The 21391-nt window shown below is 48.1% G+C and carries 18 protein-coding genes and 2 tRNA genes; 10 read left to right on the top strand and 10 right to left on the bottom strand.

Translation table 11 applies throughout. The features are described from left to right. Positions 1-117: 117 nt before the first annotated feature. Both NW199_RS05480 and NW199_RS05485 read left to right on the top strand, forming a co-directional pair. Positions 118-1461, top strand: a complete 1344-nt coding sequence (locus tag NW199_RS05480) for a sodium-dependent transporter (protein WP_258333884.1) — start codon at positions 118-120, stop codon at positions 1459-1461. Between the two features lie 150 nt (positions 1462-1611). Continuing rightward, positions 1612-2940 (top strand): sodium-dependent transporter, encoded by a 1329-nt coding sequence (locus NW199_RS05485; protein ID WP_258333885.1) that lies wholly within the window; start codon positions 1612-1614, stop codon positions 2938-2940. Between the two features lie 81 nt (positions 2941-3021). Here the strand turns inward: NW199_RS05485 and NW199_RS05490 are convergent. The 3 genes from NW199_RS05490 to greB form a co-directional block, all read right to left on the bottom strand. After that, positions 3022-3097, bottom strand: a tRNA-Glu gene (locus NW199_RS05490). Positions 3098-3109: 12 nt separating this feature from the next. Then, a tRNA-Ala gene (locus tag NW199_RS05495) sits at positions 3110-3185 on the bottom strand. A 65-nt stretch (positions 3186-3250) separates the two neighbouring features. Then, the gene (gene greB, locus NW199_RS05500; protein WP_249091445.1) at positions 3251-3793 is read right to left on the bottom strand and encodes a transcription elongation factor GreB; all 543 of its coding nucleotides are present in this window, start codon (positions 3791-3793) and stop codon (positions 3251-3253) included. A 131-nt stretch (positions 3794-3924) separates the two neighbouring features. Between greB and NW199_RS05505 the strand changes: the two genes are divergently transcribed. From NW199_RS05505 to NW199_RS05520, 4 genes are all read left to right on the top strand, one after another. Beyond that, positions 3925-4434, top strand: a complete 510-nt coding sequence (locus NW199_RS05505) for a glycine zipper 2TM domain-containing protein (RefSeq protein WP_258333886.1) — start codon at positions 3925-3927, stop codon at positions 4432-4434. Positions 4435-4455: 21 nt separating this feature from the next. Next, a complete protein-coding gene (locus NW199_RS05510) occupies positions 4456-4935 on the top strand; it encodes a DUF5384 family protein (protein ID WP_022472759.1) in 480 nt (159 codons plus the stop codon). Positions 4936-5047: 112 nt separating this feature from the next. Next, positions 5048-5665: a LolA-like protein gene (locus NW199_RS05515; protein WP_022472760.1), complete on the top strand. Its 618-nt coding sequence runs from the start codon at positions 5048-5050 to the stop codon at positions 5663-5665. After that, complete coding sequence (locus NW199_RS05520; RefSeq protein ID WP_258333887.1) at positions 5652-7988, top strand: MMPL family transporter; 2337 nt, start codon at positions 5652-5654, stop codon at positions 7986-7988. Before NW199_RS05515 ends, NW199_RS05520 begins: the two co-directional genes overlap by 14 nt. Positions 7989-8362: 374 nt before the next feature. Here the strand turns inward: NW199_RS05520 and NW199_RS05525 are convergent, their stop codons facing one another. The 4 genes from NW199_RS05525 to NW199_RS05540 form a co-directional block, all read right to left on the bottom strand. Next, positions 8363-9697, bottom strand: a complete 1335-nt coding sequence (locus tag NW199_RS05525; RefSeq protein WP_309148117.1) for an anaerobic C4-dicarboxylate transporter — start codon at positions 9695-9697, stop codon at positions 8363-8365. A gap of 182 nt (positions 9698-9879) precedes the next feature. Beyond that, positions 9880-11280: an aspartate ammonia-lyase gene (locus tag NW199_RS05530; RefSeq protein WP_022472763.1), complete on the bottom strand. Its 1401-nt coding sequence runs from the start codon at positions 11278-11280 to the stop codon at positions 9880-9882. A 195-nt stretch (positions 11281-11475) separates the two neighbouring features. Further along, positions 11476-12282, bottom strand: a complete 807-nt coding sequence (locus tag NW199_RS05535) for a fumarate reductase iron-sulfur subunit (RefSeq protein WP_249091447.1) — start codon at positions 12280-12282, stop codon at positions 11476-11478. Positions 12283-12296: 14 nt separating this feature from the next. Further along, positions 12297-14282 carry a fumarate reductase flavoprotein subunit gene (locus NW199_RS05540; RefSeq protein WP_258333888.1) on the bottom strand — a complete coding sequence of 662 codons (1986 nt, stop codon included), beginning with the start codon at positions 14280-14282 and terminating at the stop codon, positions 12297-12299. A gap of 663 nt (positions 14283-14945) precedes the next feature. On the opposite strand from NW199_RS05540, the gene NW199_RS05545 reads away from it, so the two are divergent. Genes NW199_RS05545 through NW199_RS05555 form a run of 3 tightly spaced genes read left to right on the top strand, consistent with a single transcriptional unit; the run spans position 14946 to position 18348 of the window. Further along, complete coding sequence (locus tag NW199_RS05545; protein ID WP_258333889.1) at positions 14946-15323, top strand: Rid family detoxifying hydrolase; 378 nt, start codon at positions 14946-14948, stop codon at positions 15321-15323. 13 nt (positions 15324-15336) lie between these two features. Continuing rightward, positions 15337-17391 carry an ATP-dependent DNA helicase RecG gene (gene recG, locus NW199_RS05550; RefSeq protein WP_258333890.1) on the top strand — a complete coding sequence of 685 codons (2055 nt, stop codon included), beginning with the start codon at positions 15337-15339 and terminating at the stop codon, positions 17389-17391. Next, entirely contained in the window at positions 17392-18348 is a 957-nt protein-coding gene (locus NW199_RS05555; protein WP_258333891.1) for a hydrogen peroxide-inducible genes activator, read from the top strand. It abuts the gene before it with no gap. 40 nt (positions 18349-18388) lie between these two features. On the opposite strand, the gene proC is transcribed toward NW199_RS05555, so the two are convergent. Then, positions 18389-19204, bottom strand: coding sequence for a pyrroline-5-carboxylate reductase (proC, locus tag NW199_RS05560; protein WP_258333892.1), 816 nt, complete (start codon positions 19202-19204; stop codon positions 18389-18391). 9 nt (positions 19205-19213) lie between these two features. Then, on the bottom strand, positions 19214-19906 hold the full coding sequence (locus NW199_RS05565; RefSeq protein WP_258333893.1) for a YggS family pyridoxal phosphate-dependent enzyme: 693 nt from the start codon (positions 19904-19906) through the stop codon (positions 19214-19216). A 68-nt stretch (positions 19907-19974) separates the two neighbouring features. On the opposite strand from NW199_RS05565, the gene NW199_RS05570 reads away from it, so the two are divergent. Next, a complete protein-coding gene (locus NW199_RS05570; RefSeq protein ID WP_258333894.1) occupies positions 19975-20568 on the top strand; it encodes an epoxyqueuosine reductase QueH in 594 nt (197 codons plus the stop codon). Here NW199_RS05570 and lgt read toward each other — a convergent pair. Next, on the bottom strand, positions 20565-21359 hold the full coding sequence (gene lgt, locus NW199_RS05575; RefSeq protein ID WP_258333895.1) for a prolipoprotein diacylglyceryl transferase: 795 nt from the start codon (positions 21357-21359) through the stop codon (positions 20565-20567). The genes NW199_RS05570 and lgt overlap by 4 nt on opposite strands. Positions 21360-21391 lie beyond the last annotated feature (32 nt).

Consider the following 21391-nt stretch of genomic DNA (forward strand, 5'->3'; position numbering starts at 1 on the left):
CTTTCGCTCTTTGTCCTAGAATAGCCAACTGATTATTTAAAAAAAGCTTGATGGCTCATTTTTAACTGACGGGATACCGACACTTGCCATCTCATGCTACTAACAAGGAACAAAGCGATGACGACTTCTTCAGAGCGTTCCGTTTGGGGGACGCGTTTAGGATTTATTTTAGCCAGTGCCGGTTCTGCAGTCGGATTGGGAGCCATTTGGAAATTCCCTTATATGGCCGGTACTAACGGCGGATCCGCATTTATTCTTCCCTACATTGTTTTGACCATTGCCATCGGTTTTATTGTTTTAATGATCGAGATGGCTTTAGGTCGTGCTTCTCGGGGCGGTGCCGCCCATGCATTAAGACTCTTCGGCGGTCCCTTCTGGGGAGGCGTTGGGAAAATCAGCGTATTGACCGGTTTTTTAATCCTGTCCTTTTATCAGGTAATTGGCGGTTGGTGTCTAAACTATCTCTTTGATGCCTGTATCGGTCAAGGACTCATAACTGACACCGCCATGCTGGGCAGCCACTTTGATAACTTTGTCACCAATGGCCCGCGGGCTGTTTTCATGCAACTGGCCTTTTTGGCATTAACGGCAGGCGTCATCGTTTTTGGGGTTGAAAAGGGTATTGAACGCATCTCTAAACTCTTGATGCCGACCCTCTTCATTCTTATGCTTTGCCTGATTGTGAGAGGACTGACGTTGCCTCACGCTTGGGATGGGGTCGAATTTATGTTCAAGTTTGATCCCGAAGCTTTCAACGGTTCCTCCCTTTTAAATGCCATGGGATTTGCCTTTTTCTCCCTTTCATTGGGTTCAGGCTCCATGATGAATTACGGTTCCTACTTATCCGACAAGGTCAACCTTCCGACTTCGGTTGCCTGGATCTCCTTTTTAGCGGTTCTCGCCTCCATATTGGGAGGTCTGATGATCATGCCGGCTGTTTTTGCATTCAGTTTGGACCCGGCGGCTGGCCCAGGTTTGACTTTTGTCACGATGCCTGCGGTGTTTGCCCAATTGCCCTTTGGTCAAGGCTTTGCTATCCTCTTTTACATCTGCTTGGTGGTGGCGGCACTCACAAGTGCAATCAGCATCCTGGAGATGAGCGTGCAGTTTCTTGTTGATGAATACCACGTCTCGAGAAGAAACAGCATTATGCTCAATACGATTGCCTTATCCTTTTTAGGCGTTGTTTGTGCGTTAAGTTTCGGAGCATTGTCCGGTTACAAATTGGCAGGCAAAACATTCTTTGATCTGCTTGACTTTCTGACCAGCAATGTCGGTATGCCGATCGGAGCAATGGGTATCGCAATCGTTGGGGGCTATCTGGTATGGCCGGTGATGAAGAAACAACTCACTCTCACCTCTCCCATGAATGACAAAGTTTTAGTAACGACACATTTCTTGATTCGATTTATCGTGCCCTGCGTCATTGTTGTGATCGCGGGCGCAGGGCTTTTCAGTTAAATTCCTCATCTTGCCGGGGAGGATGGTTTTTACTGTCCTCCTAACAGAGGAAGATCAATAAATCCTGTTTCCGTTAGTTTCAGAAAGCATTGCGGAAAAAGAATTTCTAAAAAAATAAGCTTTCTTATACAAAGCAAAAGGTATATGACTATGTCTTCTCGTGATTTATGGACTTCACGCTTGGGTTTTATTCTTGCCAGTGCTGGTGCTGCGGTCGGCTTAGGTGCTATTTGGAAATTCCCTTATATGGCAGGCACCAACGGCGGCTCGGCCTTCATCATTCCTTACATTCTGTTTTGCTTTACGCTCGGGATGTTCTTACTGCTAGCTGAAATGGTTGTCGGACGTGCCGGTCGAGCTGCTTCCATCAATAGCATGATTCGTGTCGGCAAATCCAAATTTTGGGGTATTTTCGGTACAGTCGGTATTGCCACCGGTTTTCTAATTTTGACTTTTTATTCAACAATCGGTGGTTGGTGCGTAGCCTATGCCGTTGATGCCGCCATGGGCAATGGCATTATCACTGACCTGTCTCAATTGGGTACTCACTTTAACAATTTTGCCAGTGACCCCGTTCTCGGCATCTTCTACCAAATCGTCTTTATGATCATGACCGCCGGTGTCGTTATTTTCGGCGTTCAAGCCGGTATTGAACGTTTGGCTAAATATCTGATGCCGACTCTTTTTATCCTGATGATCGTATTGATTATCCGTGGTCTCACATTACCCGGCGCTTGGCAAGGCGTGGAATTCATGTTCAGCTTCAACTGGGATGAGTTCAATGCTGACTCGCTATTTAACGCAATGGGTTTCTGCTTCTTCTCCCTGTCTGTGGGTGCCGGTACTTTGATTGTTTATGCCTCGTATCTTTCAGAAGACGCCAATCTTCCTCATTCAACAGCGTGGGTAGCCTTCCTGGGTATTTTGGCTGCACTTTTAGGCGGCTTGATGGTTATGCCGCCGGTATTTGCTTTTGGTCTTGAACCCACCGCGGGCCCCGGTCTGACCTTTGTCACCATGCCCGCTGTTTTTGCCCATATGCCTTTTGGTACATTCTTTGCCGTTCTCTTTTATATCTGCTTGATTGTGGCGGCGATCACCAGCTCTGTGAGTATTTTTGAAGCCGTCGTTGCAGCAATGGGAGATCTGCACGTTTCCCGTCGTACAGCCGTTCCCGTTGCTTTTATTTCGATTATGATCATCGGGGTGTTCTGCACAATGTCTTTCGGCCCTCTGGCAGGCTTTAAGATTTTCGGCAAAACGGTCTTTGACTTGCTCGACTACCTCACCAGTAACGTTGGTATGCCGTTAACGGCGTTGGGATTGGCTATTGTTGCCGCTTGGGTTAACTGGCCGGAAACCCGCAAACAGCTAACCGCTTCCTGCCCGCTATCTTCGGCAACACTGACAGCCATTCGATTAGGTATCGGCATTATTTCACCGATTGTGATTATTACTGTCGTTGCCAGAAGTATCTAATCTTTGTTTTTTCGGGCCGCCATCAAGGCGGCCTTTTTTAGGCAACAAAAAAGCAACCCAGAAGGTTGCTCATTGGAAAAGTGGCGTCCCCACGGGGATTCGAACCCCGGTACCGACCGTGAAAGGGTCGTGTCCTAGGCCTCTAGACGATGGAGACGCTATCTAACTGTGGTGGAGGTAAGCGGATTCGAACCGCTGACCCCTTGCATGCCATGCAAGTGCTCTACCAACTGAGCTATACCCCCGAAGAGAAAACGCATTGTATAGAGCACTTATCAAAAAATCAAGGCTTTTACGTTTTTTTTTCGTTTTAGCAGTATTTAACTTCTACAATTTCAAGATGTTGTACACCGGAAGGGGTCGGCAAAGTAACGGTATCGCCTTCGTGGGCCTTCAAGAACACTCTGGCAATCGGACTGATCCAACTCACATCACCCACGCTGGCATCGGCTTCGTCAATGCCAACAATACGAATGGTGTGCTCTTGCCCTTCTTCATCTTCATAAGTAACCGTTGCCCCGAAAAACACTTGATCGGTTGCAGGCCGCGTGGCAGGATCAACCACTTCAGCCATATCAATACGCTTACTTAAAAAACGAATACGTCGATCAATTTCTCTTAAACGACGCTTACCATATAGGTAATCCCCATTTTCGCTTCTATCCCCATTACTGGCTGCCCAAGCCACCACATTGGCCATTTCCGGCCGCTCTACGCGAACCAGATGTTCACGTTCGTCAAGCATTCGCCGATAGCATTGAGGCGTCATGTAATTTTTTGTGCCGTGAGGCAATGCGGGCAACCCTACTTCTTCGTCGTCCTCATCGCTTGTATTGATAGATACGTTCTGCATGGTCCTTTCCGTAAAAAGGTCGTTACATTTTTTTCTAACCGTTGTATTTTAGTCCAGCTAAATTATGCAGTCGAAATTAAATTGCGCTAAAGTGAAATCGTAATAAATAAATCTATTTTTTGGGTGAATCTATGAAAAAAATCGCTCTTGCCGCCGCAGTCGCTGCTTTAGTACTTTCAGGATGTGCTAACGATGGTCGTTACTACCGTTCGGACACGTACGCCGCAACTTCTGTCAACCAAGCTCAACAAGTTCGAACCGTTGAAATTTTGTCAATCGGTAACGCTCAGGTCGCTGTATCCAACACAGATAATCGCTCTGATGCAAAGACCATTGGCACAATTCTCGGAGCTATCGCAGGAGCTGCAATCGGCAGCCACAACAACCACGACACGGCTTCCAGAGTCTTGGGCGGTTTAGCCGGCGGTGCGGTTGGCAATATTGCCGGCGGAGCAGTTGGCGGCGATCGTACAAGTTATGTTGACGGCGTCCAGTTAACTTTCCGCTACAACAATAAACTTTACAGTTCTGCCCAAGTCGGACGTGTGTGCGAATTTAAACCCGGACTTGCCGTGATGATTTCCACCACCCCGACGGAAACGCGTATTCAGCCGAACAATCCCGGTGGTTGCGGTCAATAATAGAAAGGGAGAAGTAGTGATATGTTGAAGTATTCTTTGATTGCCGCCTCTGTAATGGCTCTTCTTATTCCCACCGCGCAAGCCCAAGTTGGCGGAATGTCAATGGATGAGCAAATCGCAAGGATTCATCAGGCCGAGCTTGAAATTCAGGCCTTGGATGCGGCAAAAGAACAAGAGCGTCAAGCGGCTCAAAAAAAGGCCGCCGACATCCAACGCAGAGCAGATCAAGCTCGAGCAAAAGCTCAGGCAGCTGCACAAAAAGCCAAGGCTGATCGTGAAAAGAAACTGCAAGCCTATGATGATCAAGCTCGGGAGATGGAGCTTGAATCCAAACGCCTTGATATTGAATTGAAAAAAGCTCAGTTAGAGTTACAAAAGAAAATGATTGAAGCTAAAGCCAATCGCGCGGATGAATTCGTTCAAGCCGATTTGGACGCAGCACGGGCTAAAGTTCAGACACTGAAAGAGCAATCTGAAGCCCTACAAACTTCGGTTCAGTAACATTCCGGCATTTAGACTTCCAACACCCGGTGGATTATTTGTCCATCGGGTTCATTTTTTGCGTGCCACTCTTCGCTACAATGTAAAGACCGCTTATTAATTTTTCTCACTTATGTCGGCAGCTCATTCTTTTTTAACGATTTCGCTTGCAACAGTGCTTTTCTCTGTTGCACCGTTGTCGTGCGCATCAACTGCTGACATTATTTCCAGACTCAAAATTGCGCCGGTTATTGAGGGACGTTTTATTCAAAAAGAAAAATTGGTTTCAGTCCCCAAACCTTTTGAATGTGAGGGTTTCTTTATTTTTTGGAAGGATGACGTTCTCCTTTGGAAGGCTACCAAACCAATTCTGACAACTTCGCTTTATACCGATCAGAATTTCAAAACCTATATCCATTTAAATGGGAAACGGATCGAAAATACGTCACCCTCGGCCACCAATATTGTCAACAGAATACTATGGGGATTGCTTTCGGCTGACATGACTGCCTTGGAACTAGACTTCCAAATTTTTAGTCAAAATAAACCGGAAAGCTGGAAAATGGATTTCTATCCCAAAAGCAACATGACCGGCAGTATTGTCAAGCACGTCTCGGTAACCGGTAAGGACACTCCGGAAAAAATAGTGGTCGAAAATTTTTCCAGTGACATCACGACACTCATCATTGATGAGATAAAACTGTCCGAGATTTCGTCAACCCAACAGGAGAATGAACTTGCCAATCCGTAAAATCATTCTCGCCTCTTGGCAAGCTCTGGCTCTTACTTGGGCATTGTCGTTGCTTCTCGCGCTAGGTTTTTGCACCCATTTTCTGCTCAAAAACGGGATTGATTACGACCAAGCTCATTTATATCCCGTCACTCAAGTTGATGACTCGCGAAGTGCGGCGCAAAAGAATTTAGCGCCCTTTGCTAACTACCGTCTTATTTTCATGGTCGGTTTCCCTGAACACACGGCAGCCTCTTTCGATGATAATGTTCTGAAAATCAAGGGCCTATGGGAAGTTCCTTCGTCACTAAAAAAGGTTAATTGGGAAGGATTGGAAATCAACGAATACTTTTCCTTCTATCGTTTAATTTCCAACCGTTTGATGAATCTGGTCGATCAGCACACAATTGCGGCTTCATCGGACGATGAACTTCTGGCGCGCGCCTTAGAAAGTCTTACAGGCATCGGACAAGCCAGTTTAATTCCCAAGGCTGACGACCCCTTAGGCTTTTTTGATCGCTGGGCTAAGAAGCGCCTACCGAGAAGTACAGTCGTTTCCAGCGGTGACACGTTAAAGCTATATGCAGATAACCGCGTGTGGGCCATTTTTGTTTACGAAGCTCCTGATGACTTGACCGGACTTTCTGCCTTTAAATTAAACCGCTCAATTGATGAATTAAAACGCATCAGCCAATCTGTTGTTCCTGATACAACGGTTTTAGTGCATGGCAAGCCTTATGTCAGTGCCAACGTGGCTCACACCCATTTATTAGAACTATCGGGTATTGCCACATTCATCATTATCTTTCTAGGCGGTCTGATTCGTAAATGGTCACCATCTAACCGTTTTTTGTTACTCGTCTTATTCAGTATTATCTCGAGCTACATATGCGGATTTTTCGGTGTAATCGTGTGGTTTGGCAGCATATCACTCTGGGCCCTTGTCTGCTCTTCTGCGTTAATCGGTCTGGTTGTAATGCTCGTTGGCTATTTCCTTTTAGTGCAGCGCCATTATCCGCACCTTTCTCCGATCAAAGTTTTTGACAAAATTTTTACCCCCTTACTTTGGATCGTTTTTATTGAATGCGCGGCCCTAGCACTTTTGTATCTTGCGCCGCTCCCCGCCGTTCGGCAAATCGCCCTATTTATGTGCTGTGGCCTTTTAGGTTGTGCAATAACGCTGATTTTAATTTTCCCCAGTTTCAATCCTGGACCGATTGCTGACAGTGACTTCAGCAAAAAAATGCTTAATTTCAGCCGATTTTTCCCTCGGTTTTCTTTGAAGCATTGGCAACATAAACCAACTGATTACACGGCCATTGGCATTACTCTCATTGTGATTTTATCGGCCGGATTTTTGCAACTGAATTTCACGCAAAACATCCAAAACTTAACCTTTATACCCTCAGAGCTTGAAAGTGAAGAAAAAACGGTAGACCGTTTACTGAGCCTGCCCAATACCGATAAGTTCTTTATCGTGACCGCATCCAGTCCTCAAGATGTTCTGATGGGCGAAGAGGCTTTACGGCTTAGTTTCGTGCAGAGGGGAATGAATAAGACCGATATGACAACCACTTGCATTTCAAAGTGGTTCCCCTCTTATACGCGGCAAAAAGATATTGAAAAACTTAGGTTGGATATGTTTAATCGGGTCCGTGAGCCGCTTTCTGCTGTTCTCGGTTACTCACTGAAAGCACCCAATCCCATTCAGCTTGATGTCCGTTTTGAAGACTGGCTCGATTCGCCGAGCGCTCAATCCGTGCGCCATCTCTGGCTTGAAGTCCCTCAAGGGTACAGTTCGATCGTACAGGTAGCCGGTATTCAAGACGCTCAAATCCGAAATCTCTACGACTTAGCGGAACATTTAGCCGGTGTCACATTCGTGGATATGGTCGGAGATGCCGATACATTTCTTGCTCAATACCGATACATCTTTATTGGAATTTTCGTTTTGGCTGTTGTTTGCTCTTTTACTGTCAGCTTGTTTCACTACGGCATAAGATCTTGGCGCATCGTTGTTCCGTCTCTTCTTGGCGTCGCATTCGCCATTTCTCTTTCTTCCTGGTTTGGCATGCCTTTCACAATGTTCAGCGCCATGTCCATGGTAGTTATTTACGGGCTTGGCATTGCCATTTCATTGCTCTTCTACACTAATGAAAACAATGAAGACCTCAGTTTTAGCCTGACGACGTTCGCCTTCCTAGCCACTAGTTTCGCGTTTTGCTTCATCGGGCTAAGCTCTACACCCGCCATTCAAACATTTGGGCTTACTACCGCTTTAGGCGTCCTTTCAACAGGCATCATTATTTTGCTCGTCAGACCTCGATCTAAAGCGACCTCTTGATAGCCCGAACCTTATGAAGGACATTCTCGATTATTCAGAAAATGGATTTCATGGATTCCGTGATCAGACAACATCAGGAATAGTCTTTTTTGGCTAAATGCATATTCACAATCTGTATGACGCATTCTGTGGTTCTGTTTGTCTCTCTATAACAGCGTCTTTGCTTTAAAGACGCATCAACATCTATTTAAGTTAAAAATTTTGAACCACTTAGACAATGATTTTGCTTTCCCAGAACTCTCGCCAAGATGTGGAAGACAGTCACTGTTATTTGTTAGGCTGCAATAGAAAACGGTAAGCTACCGAAGCAACTTACCGTTTTTAAATCTTATCGGATGTTAGACATCCGATTTAGTTTTCAGCAAAAGTTCTGATTAGAACACTGCGCAGGCAGCGAAACCGAACACAACGCTGAAGACGATGGCCAACACGCCAGGGAGGAAGAAGGCGTGGTTGAACACGAACTTACCGATGCGGGTTGTACCCGTGTCGTCCATCTGAACAGCGCCCAACAACGTCGGGTACGTCGGGAGAACGAACAAAGCGGACACAGCAGCGAACGTAGCGACCAGCATGTAGGAGTCGCCCGGGTTAGCAGCGGTGATGCCCAAAGCCGTCACAACAGCAGGCGTAATGGCCTTAGCCGTAGCAGCTTGGCTGTACAACAACATAGCGGCGAAGAAGAAGATCACAGCCAACAGAGCCGGGTATTGAGCCACGGTCGTAGCGGAGAAGTCCGTGATTTCCTTCGTGTGACCAGCAACGAACGTGTTACCGAGCCATGCAACACCCAACACGCAAACGCAAGCAACCATACCGCTCTTGAAAACGGAGCAGGAAGCGATGTCGTCAACGTGGATCTTGCACATAACGGTGATCAACGTACCGATCGTCAACATGATGCCCATAATAGCGGCGTCACGACCAACGATAACCGGGTCAACGATACCAACAGCCGGAGAAATGGCGGAAGCGTACAACACAACAGCGATAACGCCAATCAAGAAGATCCAAACAGACTTCTTAGCAGAGGCGGAGATTTCATGGTGCGTAGCGCCTTGCGGAGCCTTAACCAAGCCCTTAGCCAAACGATCCTTGTAAACCGGGTCGCTGTTCAAATCCATATTTTGGATCAAGGTCATAACAAAAGCCGTGACCATGCAGCCAGCGAACGTCGTCACAATCCAGATACCGAGCAAGGCAGGATAGCTCCAGCCGAACGGTTCGAGAACGCCGGTCATGTAAATAACAGCGGCGGACACCGGAGAAGCCGTAATAGCGATTTGAGAAGAAACCACGGCGATAGACAACGGGCACACAGGCTTAATGTTTTGTTCCTTAGCCACTTCAACGATAACCGGGATCATCGAGAAAGCGGTGTGACCGGTACCAGCGAAGATCGTCAACACATAGGTAACGATCGGGGCCAAGTAGTTAATGTGCTTCGGATTGCTACGAAGAATGTTTTCAGCGATTTGAACCAAGTAGTCGAGACCGCCAGCCAATTGCATAGCAGAAATAGCAGCGATCACGGACATGATGATCAAGATCACATCCCAGGGAATCGCACCCGGCGTCATGCCGCAAACGAGACCCAAGACCAGCACGCCGATACCGCCGGCGTAGCCGATACCAATGCCGCCCAAACGGACGCCAAAGAAGATGGCGGCCAAAAGGACGATAATTTGAAGAATTAACATCAGATCCATATTACCCCCAAAACCGGAGTAGTTATTATCTTTCTTATTTTCCTAGAACAGAGAAGGTTTAAGCCTTGACCGATCTAGAACCCAATCGCATCGGCGGCGGATTTCTCCGCCGCCTTTGCGACTGTGAGAACTTTACCCCGTCTCAAAAAATTTTGATACGAGGTTTTCCCTAGGTTCAAAAATTACATTTCGAACTTCGGAGCGATCAAGTTTTGCAGATTGAAAACCTTATCCCATTCTTCTTGGGTCATCAACTTACGTTCTTCAACGATGAGTTGATGCAAGGTCTTACCAGTGTGGTAACCTTCGTGGGCGATTTCAGAGCAGGTCTTGTAACCGAAGTGCGGCTTCAAGATCGTGATAATGCCCAAGGAACCCATCACCAAGTCCTTGCAGCGTTCGACGTTGGCGGTGATACCGTCAATGCACTTCGTACGCATGCCGTTCATGGCGTTGGTCATGACCTTCATACCGAAGAACAAAGCCCACGTGATCGGGGGTTCCATCACGTTCAATTCGAGTTGGCCAGCAGAGGCAGCCAACATGACCGTGGTGTCCAAACCGATAGCGATAAAGCTTGCTTGGTTCATGGCTTCCAATTCAACAGGGTTGACCTTACCCGGCATGATGGAAGAACCAGGTTGCATTTGCGGGAGGTTCACTTCTTGGAAGCCGCAACGCGGACCAGAAGCCAACAAGCGCAAGTCGTTGCAAACCTTCGTCAACTTAACGGCCAAGCTCTTCATAGCGCTAGAGATGGCGACGTAACCACCGCAGTCAGAGGTAGCGGCGATCAAGTCTTCACTGTTGCGCATCGGCAAGCCAGTCAATTCAGCCAAGTACTTGACAGCCAAGGCCGGATAATCCGGGTGAGCCGTCACGGTCGTACCAATAGCCGTACCACCGAGGTTCACGACATAAAGATGTTCTTGAGCATCCTTAATCGTCTTGATTTCGTCGGCGATCGTGAAGCCCCAGCCGTGGAATTCTTGACCCAAGGTCATCGGCACAGCGTCTTGCAAGTGCGTACGACCCATCTTCAAAACGGTCTTGAATTCGTCAGCCTTCTTGTAGAAGGAAGCGACGAGGTCTTCAACAGCCTTCAACATCACATTGCTGCGGAGCAACAAGGCAACGTGGAAAGCGGTCGGATACGTGTCGTTGGTGGATTGACCGAAGTTAGCATGATCGTTCGGAGAAACCAAAGCGTAGTCACCCTTCTTGGAACCCAACTTTTCAGCGGCCAAGTTGCAGATGACTTCATTGCAGTTCATGTTCGTGGACGTACCAGCACCACCTTGGACCCAGTCGGTCACGAATTGATCATGGTATTTGCCAGCGATCAATTGGTCGCAAGCCCAGATCAAAGCGTCAGCGACGTTGGCCGGGATCGTACCGAGTTCCTTGTTGGCCATGGCGGCAGCCTTCTTCACATAAGCGAAAGCAATGATGAAGAACGGTTCTTGAGCCATGGACATTTCCGTCACATGGAAGTTTTCCTTGCCACGAAGGGTTTGCACACCATAGTAGCAATCATCAGGAATTTCCTTGCCACCAAGGAAGTCATATTCAATACGAGACATGTTTTTTTGCTCCTCGTTAAATCATATTAAGAAGGCGTCTTTTGAGGCGTCTCCGTTTTATAAACTACGCGACGTCAATCGATGACTCCGGTTCGAGCATCGTCGGTCCATTGACCTCTCGTAGGGTTTCAAAACCTTTAAGTCGGTGTGAAGCACCATTTCTGATCCTTCACACCTTCTCTCCGGTTCTGAGAATTACTTCACGACCTTGATAGGAATAGCCTTCTTCGGGGTCGGCAAAACCTTATCGTAGCCGCGGATACCTTGTTCAGCCATCTTACGACGGATGAAAGCGATTTGCGTCTTCAACGGCAATTGCTTCGGGCAGAAGTCGTGGCAAGCCAACAAAGACATGCAACCGAACACGCCGCTATCGTCACCGATCACTTCATAGTAGTCGGCGTCGTTACGGTGGTCACGCGGGTCCAAACGGAAGCGAGCAATCTTGTTGATTGCGACGCCGCCAGCGAAGTCCGGGCGCATACGAACCGTACCGCAACCAGCGATACAGCAACCGCATTCCACGCAACGGTCCAAGAGGTAAATATCTTCGGCCAATTGCGGATCCATCGGTTCTTCCTTGCGGCAGATATCGACTTCTTCTTCCTTCAAGTGAACCCATGTTTCCATGCGTTCGCTCATGTTGCGCATCCACTTACCGGTGTTAACGGACAAGTCACCGATCAATTCGAAGGCCGGCAACGGAGCCAACGTGAATTCCGTCGGCAAGTCGCGGGTCAACGTACGGCAGGCCAAGCCAGGCTTACCGTTGATCATCATGGCGCAAGAACCGCAAATACCGGCACGGCACACGAAGTCAAATTGCAAAGAAGGATCTTGCTTATCGCGAATTTCATTCAAAGCGATGAACAAGGTCATCGAATCGGATTCTTCCAATTCGAACGTCTGCATGTGAGGCACGCTAGCCGGATCAGCAGGGTTGTAACGCAAGATGCTGATCTTGAGCAGACGATGTTGCTTTTGGGTATTGTTTTCACTCATTTTTCGTCAGCTCCTTAGGCCAAAGGTTCATCAATACGTTCATTCTTACCTTGCAAGCGCTTCGGCAAGAGGTGAGCGTACGGCATCAAAGCGTTTTGAATAGCGAAACGATCGGCGCCTTCGGCTTCCATCTTAGCGCGGATTTCATCGACTTCAGCTTGACGCTTGGCCGTATCCGGGTGATCGATGTAGTTCTTGGCACCGTAGCCACGCCAACCCGGAGGCAATTCCATCTTGTTGACGTCGAGATCTTCGTAAGAGAGCGTCGGCAACGTGTCGTTTTCGTCCTTCCAAGCAGCCAACGTGCGCTTGAGCCACTTGCTGTCGTCACGAACCGGGTAGTCTTCACGGAAGTGAGCACCACGAGATTCCGTACGAGCAGAAGCGCCGCAAGCAATCGTCAATGCCAAGCGCAACATCTTTTGCGTACGATAAGCATACGTCAATTCGGTGTTGGCACCGAGATGCGGTTTGCAGGACACGTTGAAAGAACGCTTGTACAAGTCTTCCAATTCGCTGACAGCGCTTTCCATATCGGCGCCGCGACGGAAAATACCGATCTTGGAAGTCATGATATCTTGCATGCGAGCACGCAACTTGGCCGGGTCTTCAGAACCATGACCATCGCAGAAGCGATCAAGCTTAGCTTGTTCACGCTTGATGAAGTCATAGACGATAGACGTCGGGATATCGATAACGTTTTCAGGCTTTTCACAGAAGTCAGCGATGTATTCGCCAACCAACATACCAGCCACAACCGTTTCAGCCACAGAGTTACCACCCAAGCGGTTGAAACCGTGCATATCCCAGCAGGCGCATTCGCCAGCGGCGAACAAGCCCTTCAATTGACGGCTTTCACCCGTGTAGTTCGTGCGGATACCGCCCATCGTGTAGTGCTGAGCAGGACGCACAGGGATCCATTCCTTCACCGGGTCAACACCCAAGAAGTAGTGGCAGATTTCATACACTTCACGGAGGTTGTGCTTAATGTGATGTTCGCCCAACAAGGTGATGTCCAACCAGATGTGTTCACCGAAGCGGCTCTTCACACCCTTACCTTGAGCGATACGTTCTTCCATACGACGGCTCACCACGTCACGGGAAGCCAATTCTTTCTTTTCAGGTTCCACATCGGGCATGAAGCGGTGACCATCAACGTCACGCAACAAGCCACCGTCACCACGGCAACCTTCCGTCACCAAAATACCAGCCGGGAAAATACCGGTCGGGTGGAACTGAACAGCTTCCATGTTACCCAAAGTGGCAACACCCGTTTCCAAAGCCAAAGAGTGGCCCGTACCTTCGCAGATCACGGCGTTCGTGGTCACGCGGAACAGACGACCGGCACCGCCAGCGGCGATAGCCGTAGCCTTAGAAACATAAGCCATCAATTCGCCCGTGATCAAATCACGAACAACAGCACCGTAGCAGCGCTTGCCATCATGAATCAAAGCGATAGCTTCAACACGTTCCACAACCGGGATGTGTTCAGCGATCACGCGGTCGCTCACGGCGTTCAACATAGCATGGCCCGTGCCGTCAGACACGAAGCAAGTACGCCATTTCTTCGTACCGCCGAAGTCACGTTGACCGATAAGGCCAGCGGCTTCTTTACGTTCGGTAATCGTTACGCGTTCACCGTTGATGATCACTTGACGATCACCCGGGGTGATACGGCTCCAGGGCACACCCCAGGCAGCCAATTCACGCACAGCCTTCGGGGAGGTGTTCACGAAAAGACGGGCGACATCTTGGTCGCAGCCCCAGTCGGAACCCTTAACCGTATCGGCAAAGTGGACGTCTTCGTTATCGCCCAAACCTTTAATCACGTTACCCAAAGAAGCTTGCATACCACCTTGAGCGGCCTTCGAGTGAGAACGCTTGGGCGGCACCAGCGACAAGATGATGGTGTCCTGACCGCGACGCTTGGCAGCAACTGCCATACGCAAACCAGCCAAGCCGGCACCAACCACCAGCACGTCGGTGTAGATGATTTTCATAATTACTTGGTCTCCTTGATCCAAGAGGGCCACCGGTTAAGGATTACCATCCCTTACCGGCAGGGGTCTTTTTAAAAAGGTTCCCCTCGTTCGTCTCGACCGCTGTTACCGAATCACCCACCTCGGGAAACCCAAGAGAATGCTCATTCTCTCTTGCCTAAGGCAACCACTTTCGCAGCTTCCTTATCGCATTTGAAGGGGATGTATTCTCACGTGTCAAGCACGGACAAATACTCTGCCAAGCCCGTCTGCCGCAAGTTGTCAATTCGCAACAGAATCCGTTGTGGACCCAGCCGTTTCAAAAATAAGTCAAGTCTTTAAGCACGACAGAACGTCTCGGTCGTCATAAGAAGCCCGAAACGAAAATGCTTAAAGACAAAACATATCTTTCTCCATTCGTGCCATCGACAAACTCACGTCTGACACTACCGAATTGGCGTGCAGTTTAGAGAGCCTGAAGTCAGACACCCATTGGGAATAACCCGAAGTTTACACCAAACTGTTCAAACACGTAGAAAAGGCATAACGATCAAAGTCAAATTCCACTCACTTTTTGACAAAAAACAGTACCCTTTTTTCTTACTTAACAGTCCGTTCAAACGTTAGAATTAGCGTTGCTGTTTCAAAAAACTAATTTTTAACTTCCAGTAATAGGAGAGCGTTATGGCTCACGAAATCATCCACACCGATAAAGCTCCCGCAGCCATTGGTCCTTATTCTCAGGCAACCAAGGGTGCCGCCAATCTTTTCACCTCCGGTCAATTGGGAATTAATCCCGTAACCGGTGAACTACCGCAAGACTTTACCGCTCAAGCTCGTCAAGCCTTTGAAAATGTCAAAGCGATCGTTGAAGCCGCTGGCGGCTCTATGCAAAACGTTATGAAAATCACCATTTTCTTAACTGACATGGCGAACTTCCCCGCTGTTAACGCTGTTATGCAAGAGTATTGCAGCGCCCCATTCCCCGCCCGAAGCTGTTTTGCTGTCGCAGCCTTACCTAAGGGCGGTGCGGTTGAAGTCGAAGCAATCGCCCTTATCTAATTAAGGTAGTGCCATGCCGTTGGCGTCTTATCCTCGCAAAAAAGGTGAAAAACTCGCTCCTTTATCGGAACGGTTAGCTCGACTCGGTCTTAACAAAGACTGGGATTATGTTTTGCATTTGCCAATTCGCTACGAGGACGAAACCAGCCTTACTCCGATTGGCCGCTTAGAACCCGGTCAAACACAACAATGCGAAGGCAGTGTTGTGCGATCCGAGCGAATCCGCCGCCCTTCCGGAGAGCAACTTCAGGCTATTGTCGCCGACGGCAGTGGAACTGTTACCGTTAGACTGCTTCATTTTTACCCCTCTCAATGCAAGCAGCTTGCGGTCGGACAAAAGGTCAGACTTTACGCCCCTGTGCGCGAAGGTTTTTTGGGGTTAGAAATGCTTCACCCAAAAATCCGCAACGCTTTAAACGGCCTTTCGTTGCCAACAACACTCACGCCTGTCTATCCGGCCGGTGAGGGTATCACTCAGACGTGGCTCAGAAAGCGAATTTCCCGTGCCCTGCTGGATGTGGAAATTAAAGACCTGATTCCTCTTGAAATACTAAAAGAGCTAAACCTGCCGCCCTTGGCTGAAGCTCTCCGCTACATTCACCACCCGCCGGTAGGAGCGAGTCTTTCGGCTTTGGATGAAAGAACAGATCCCGCATGGCTTCGACTCAAATTTGACGAGTTGGTCGCCCAACAAATCGCTCTTCGGCATTCACGTGCACTGAAAGCCCTTTATCGGGCTCCGCAAATAGCACCCAGCCAACATCCTGTCACGGATAAACTTTTTGAAGAACTACCTTTCTCTCTCACCCGAGCACAAGCGAGAGTGTTTGAAGAAATTCGCAAGGATCTTGGAAAAATTGTTCCCATGAACCGATTGGTTCAAGGGGATGTCGGAAGCGGGAAAACTGTTATTGCAGCGTTGGCTGCCACACTTTGTATTGATGCGGGATTTCAAGCCGCATTAATGGCTCCGACAGAAATTCTTGCCGAGCAACACTTTGAAAAAATTGCTCAATGGTTAACACCACTTGGCATTAAGATTGTTTGGCTTGCCGGGAAACAAAAAACAAAAGAACGAAATGACAGTCTTCAGTCAATCCGCTCCGGAGAAGCTCAACTGATAGTCGGAACACACGCCCTCATTCAAGAAAGTGTGCAATTTTCCAACTTGGGGCTTGCCATCGTTGATGAACAGCATCGCTTCGGCGTCCAACAACGTTTAGCACTCCGACAAACCAAGGACAACCGATTACCGCACCTGCTCATGCTATCTGCAACGCCAATCCCCAGAACATTGGCCATGAGCTATCTGGCCGATCTCGATGTTTCCGTTATTGACGAATTACCGGCCGGTAGGCAACCCATCACCACAAAATTAGTCAACCTTAATCGCAAGCACGAAGTCATGTCGGTGATTAACCAGCAGGTCGCGCAAGGCAGACAAGTCTATTGGGTCTGTCCGCTCATTGAAGAAAGTGAAAAAATCGATTTAACCGCCGCCACTCAAACATACGAGGAAATCACCACTCAACTGCCCAATCTTAGAGTCGGTCTGGTCCACGGCGCCCTGCCCGCAGAGGACAAACAAAAAATCATGCAGTCCTTTAAAGAGGGCAAGTTAGACGTACTAGTGGCTACTACTGTTATTGAGGTAGGAGTGGATGTACCCAATGCCACATTAATGGTCATTGAACATGCGGAACGTTTCGGCTTGGCTCAGCTTCACCAATTAAGGGGACGGGTCGGACGGGGTGCCCAGAAAAGTTTTTGTGTGTTACTCTACGGAGAACTGTCCGATACCGGACGAGAGCGTCTAAAAGTTATCAGAGAAAGCAACGATGGCTTTGAAATTGCCCGCAGAGACCTGGAAATTCGAGGTCCCGGAGAATTTCTGGGAGCCAAACAATCCGGCGTTCCGCTTTTGCGTTTTGCCGATTTGGAACACGACTCGTCTCTATTGGAATCAGCCAGGGACTTTGCCACCCAGTGGCTAAAGGATGATCCTGAGAATGCCAACCGTCATGCGAAGCGTTGGTTTAGCGGATACGAAAACTATTTGGAGGCATAAGTGACTCTCACAGAACTCAAATACATTATCGCTGTTGCCAGAGAGCGACACTTTGGACGTGCGGCTGAATCCTGTTTCATTTCTCAGCCTTCATTATCTGTCGCCGTCAGAAAACTGGAAGAAGAATTGGGGGTACACATTTTTGAGCGGCGTTCTCAAGAAGTCTCTCTGACGCCAGTCGGTGAAAGTATTGTCGAACAAGCTCAAAAAGTTCTGGACGATGTCAGACGTATTGAAGAGTTGGCTGTACAGGGGAAAGACCCTCTTTGTGGCCCATTGCGTCTGGGGGCAATCTTTACCATCAGCCCTTATCTGATGCCGGGCTTAGTTCACAAAATGCTCCATCTGGCCCCCAAAATGCCGTTGATTTTGTCTGAAAATTACACGGCTAATCTACTCGAACAACTACGAGCCGGAGAAATTGACGTTGCCATTATGGCACTTCCGATCAGTGAGCCGGGCCTTATGTTTATGCCTCTGTACGATGAGAAATTTGTTGTTGCCGTTCCCCATGATCATCCGTGGGCGCAACGCTCTGAAATTCATCGCGATGAGGTTCGTTCGGGGAAACTTTTGCTTTTAGGTAAAGGACACTGCTTGCGAGACCAAATTCTTGAAGCCTGTCCGGAGTCAACACCCCGTAAAAACGGCATTACCGCCATACAAAAAACTGTTGAAGGCTCCTCGCTTTTGACGATTCATCATATGGTCGCACAAGGATTGGGAATTACGGTATTACCCAGTTCAGCGCTGAAAGAAACATGCGGCGACGACCTTGTCAAGGCGGTTAGCTTTGAAAAACCTGTTCCCACTCGTCGAGTCATTATTGCTTGGAGAAAAAGCTTTAATCGAATGCCGGCTATTGAAGCCATTAAAACTGCAGTTAATAGTCTAAATCTCGAGGGCTGTAAAACGCTGAATCTGCCACCAGTCAGTTCAGTCTCCGCCGTTAATTAAACGGAATTCTATGGCGGGCATCGTTGCCCGCCATTTTTTGTTATGACTTTCCTAATTCATCAGCCAGGACTTGGCTTCTGTCGTAGGCGGCCTGGACAGCTTCATCCATCATTTCCATGAATTGATGCTCATCCATAACTCTTAATGCCTCTGCGGTTGTTCCGCCCTTACTGGTGACATTTATCCGAAGCTGAGCCGGCGAATCGTTACTGGCGACAGCCAACTTGGCCGCCCCCAAAACCGTAAGGATCGCCATTTCACGAGCTTTTTCTGGATCAAAGCCGCGCTTGATCGCTGCCGCTTCCAATGCCTCAATAAAGCGAAACACGTAGGCAGGGCCAGAACCGGAAACCGTCGACAACAAATCCAATTGCTCTTCGCTCTGAACAGTAATAATTTCACCCATCACACAAAGGATGCTTTGGGCGATTTCTTTTTGAGCGAGCGCAGCATCGGGCACATACAAACCGACAACACCGGCTTTGACCAATGCAGGCGTATTCGGCATGGCGCGAACAAGGTTAAAGCTACCTAGCCACCTGGCAATATCACTGACTCGAATGCCCGCCGCAATCGAGATATAAAGCGCCCCTTCGCTAAAAAATTCTTTGCATTGTGAAATCGTTTGAGAAAGTCCCTGAGGTTTGACGGCTAAGACAACAACTTCGGCAGCTTTCAACCATTCTCCTGCTTTTAGGTGTGTATTGACGCCATAGTCCTTCTGCAACCGATCGCATTTGGCCTGGTTACGATCCATAACATCAATCAAATCAGCCGGATAACCTGCAGCCACCAATCCTGCCACCAAGGCACCAGCCATATTTCCGCCTCCGATCATTGCGACTCTTTTTTCCATGACATCCTCCTAACTTTTAGAATAATTTCTGGCTCCGAAAATGGCCGAGCCCACCCGAACCAATGTACTGCCCTCTTCAATAGCGACTTCGTAGTCTGCACTCATTCCCATCGATAAGGTGTCAAATGCATACCCTTTAGCTCGGCAGTCTTCGAAAATTTTTTTCATTCTTGCAAAGGTTTGTCTTTTTTCCGTCTCATCGGCATCCGCCTTCGGAATACACATCAAGCCTCGCAACTGAATGTTGGGCAAGAACGACACCGAAGCTAAAAAATCAGAGAGCGCCTCCGGAGCAATTCCGCTTTTACTTTCTTCATCATCGATATTGATTTCGACAAGAGCATTGATTGCCGGCATGTGAGCGGGCCGCTGTTCATTGAGCCTTTGAGCAATTTTCAGGCGACTGAGACTTTCTATCCACTGGAAATGTTCGGCCACTAAACGAGTCTTATTGGCTTGAAGGGGACCAATAAAATGCCACTCAAGTTCAATATCCGGATAGTGTTCTTTGAAAAACTCAACTTTAGCCGACCCTTCTTGGGCATAGTTTTCCCCAAAACATCGCTGACCGGCTCGAACAGCTTCTGCAATCGATTCAACAGGAAATGTTTTGCTGACAGCCAACAATTTCACTTCGCGACCGTTCGATGCCGCTTGAATGTGCTGTCTAACGCCGGCAATATTTTCCGCAATAGTTGTCATATGAAAATATCCTCAACCAATCCGTGCAGTATACAATTGCCGCAAAGAAACCGTATCAATTTGAGTATATGACTGACGTATTACTGCACTGTTGCTGTGCCCCTTGCTCATCAGCTATCTTGGAATGGCTGATGCAAAATGACTATAAACCAACGCTGTTTTACTTTAATCCCAATATTTTTCCCGATTCTGAGTACATCATCCGTAAAAACGAGCTCAAACGCTACGCGCAAGCGTTGGGTTTACGTGTCATTGACGGTGATTACGATCATGCGAAGTGGAGACAAGAAATAAAGGGGCTGGAAATGGAACCCGAAAGAGGCAGACGATGCCAAGTTTGCTTCGATTATCGACTGCGGGAGACCGCCAGGGTCGCCAGCGAGGAAAAAATAGAACTTTTTACCACTACGCTTGCTTCCAGCCGCTGGAAGGATCTCGAACAAATTAACAGAGCCGGACAGGCGGCCGAAAAACTTTATCCCGGTACACAATTTTGGGATAAAAACTGGCGAAAGGGCGGAATGCAACAGCGCCGGAGTGAACTGTTAAAGTTAAACCGTTTTTACAACCAACTCTATTGCGGGTGCGAGTTCTCAATGAAGCGACTGTCGCCTGAGTCCTGTGAATTCATCCTCAAACAGGAAAAACCTCTTGAGATTTAGGGCTTACTCGATCTTTGTGCCCACACCCAAACGAAGACTCCTATTACGATCAAGGGCAAGGAGAGCCACTGCCCTTGACTCAATCCCAGAGCTTGAAGTCCTAAAAATGAATCCGGCTCCCTGAAGAACTCAACGACAAACCGGCAAATCCCGTATCCGAGGCAAAAAAGTGCGGCCACCTTGCCAGGCGTTCTCGGACGTTTTGAATAAATCCATAAAACAACAAAAAGCAACAGACCTTCTAATGTCGCTTCGTAGAGCTGAGAGGGGTGTCTGGGTAACCCGTCTGCCGCTTGTGGGAAAATCATTGCCAACACAAATTCCGGCGAGCAAACGCGCCCCCACAATTCACCATTAATAAAGTTGCCTATTCTTCCAAAGAGTAAGCCTAACGGCACAAGCGGCACTACAAAATCAGCCAGGGTGAAAAAGTTAATTGATCTTGTTTTTGCAAAATAAAGCATAGCAATGATCACACCAAGTATTCCGCCATGTGCACTCATGCCGCCGTCCCAAATTCGAATAATTTGAGACGGGTACGTCAAATAAAAATCCGGTTGATAAAACAGGCAATAACCCAATCGACCACCGATAATTACACCTAAAACTCCAAAAAATAATAAATCTTCAACTTTTTCAGCATCCATTTGACGCCACGAGTCTTTTTTAGCTCGATAGGTTCCAAGCCACCAAAAAAGAGCAAAGCCGACTAAATACATTAAGCCGTACCAGTGGACCGAGACGGGACCGACAGAAAAAGCGATGGGATCAAATTGAGGATGAACGAGCATAAGTGTTTTTTTGTTTCAAATTTCTTTCGCTT

It is taken from the genome of Parasutterella secunda, from assembly GCF_024733725.1.
Lineage (GTDB): Bacteria > Pseudomonadota > Gammaproteobacteria > Burkholderiales > Burkholderiaceae_F > Aphodousia > Aphodousia faecalis.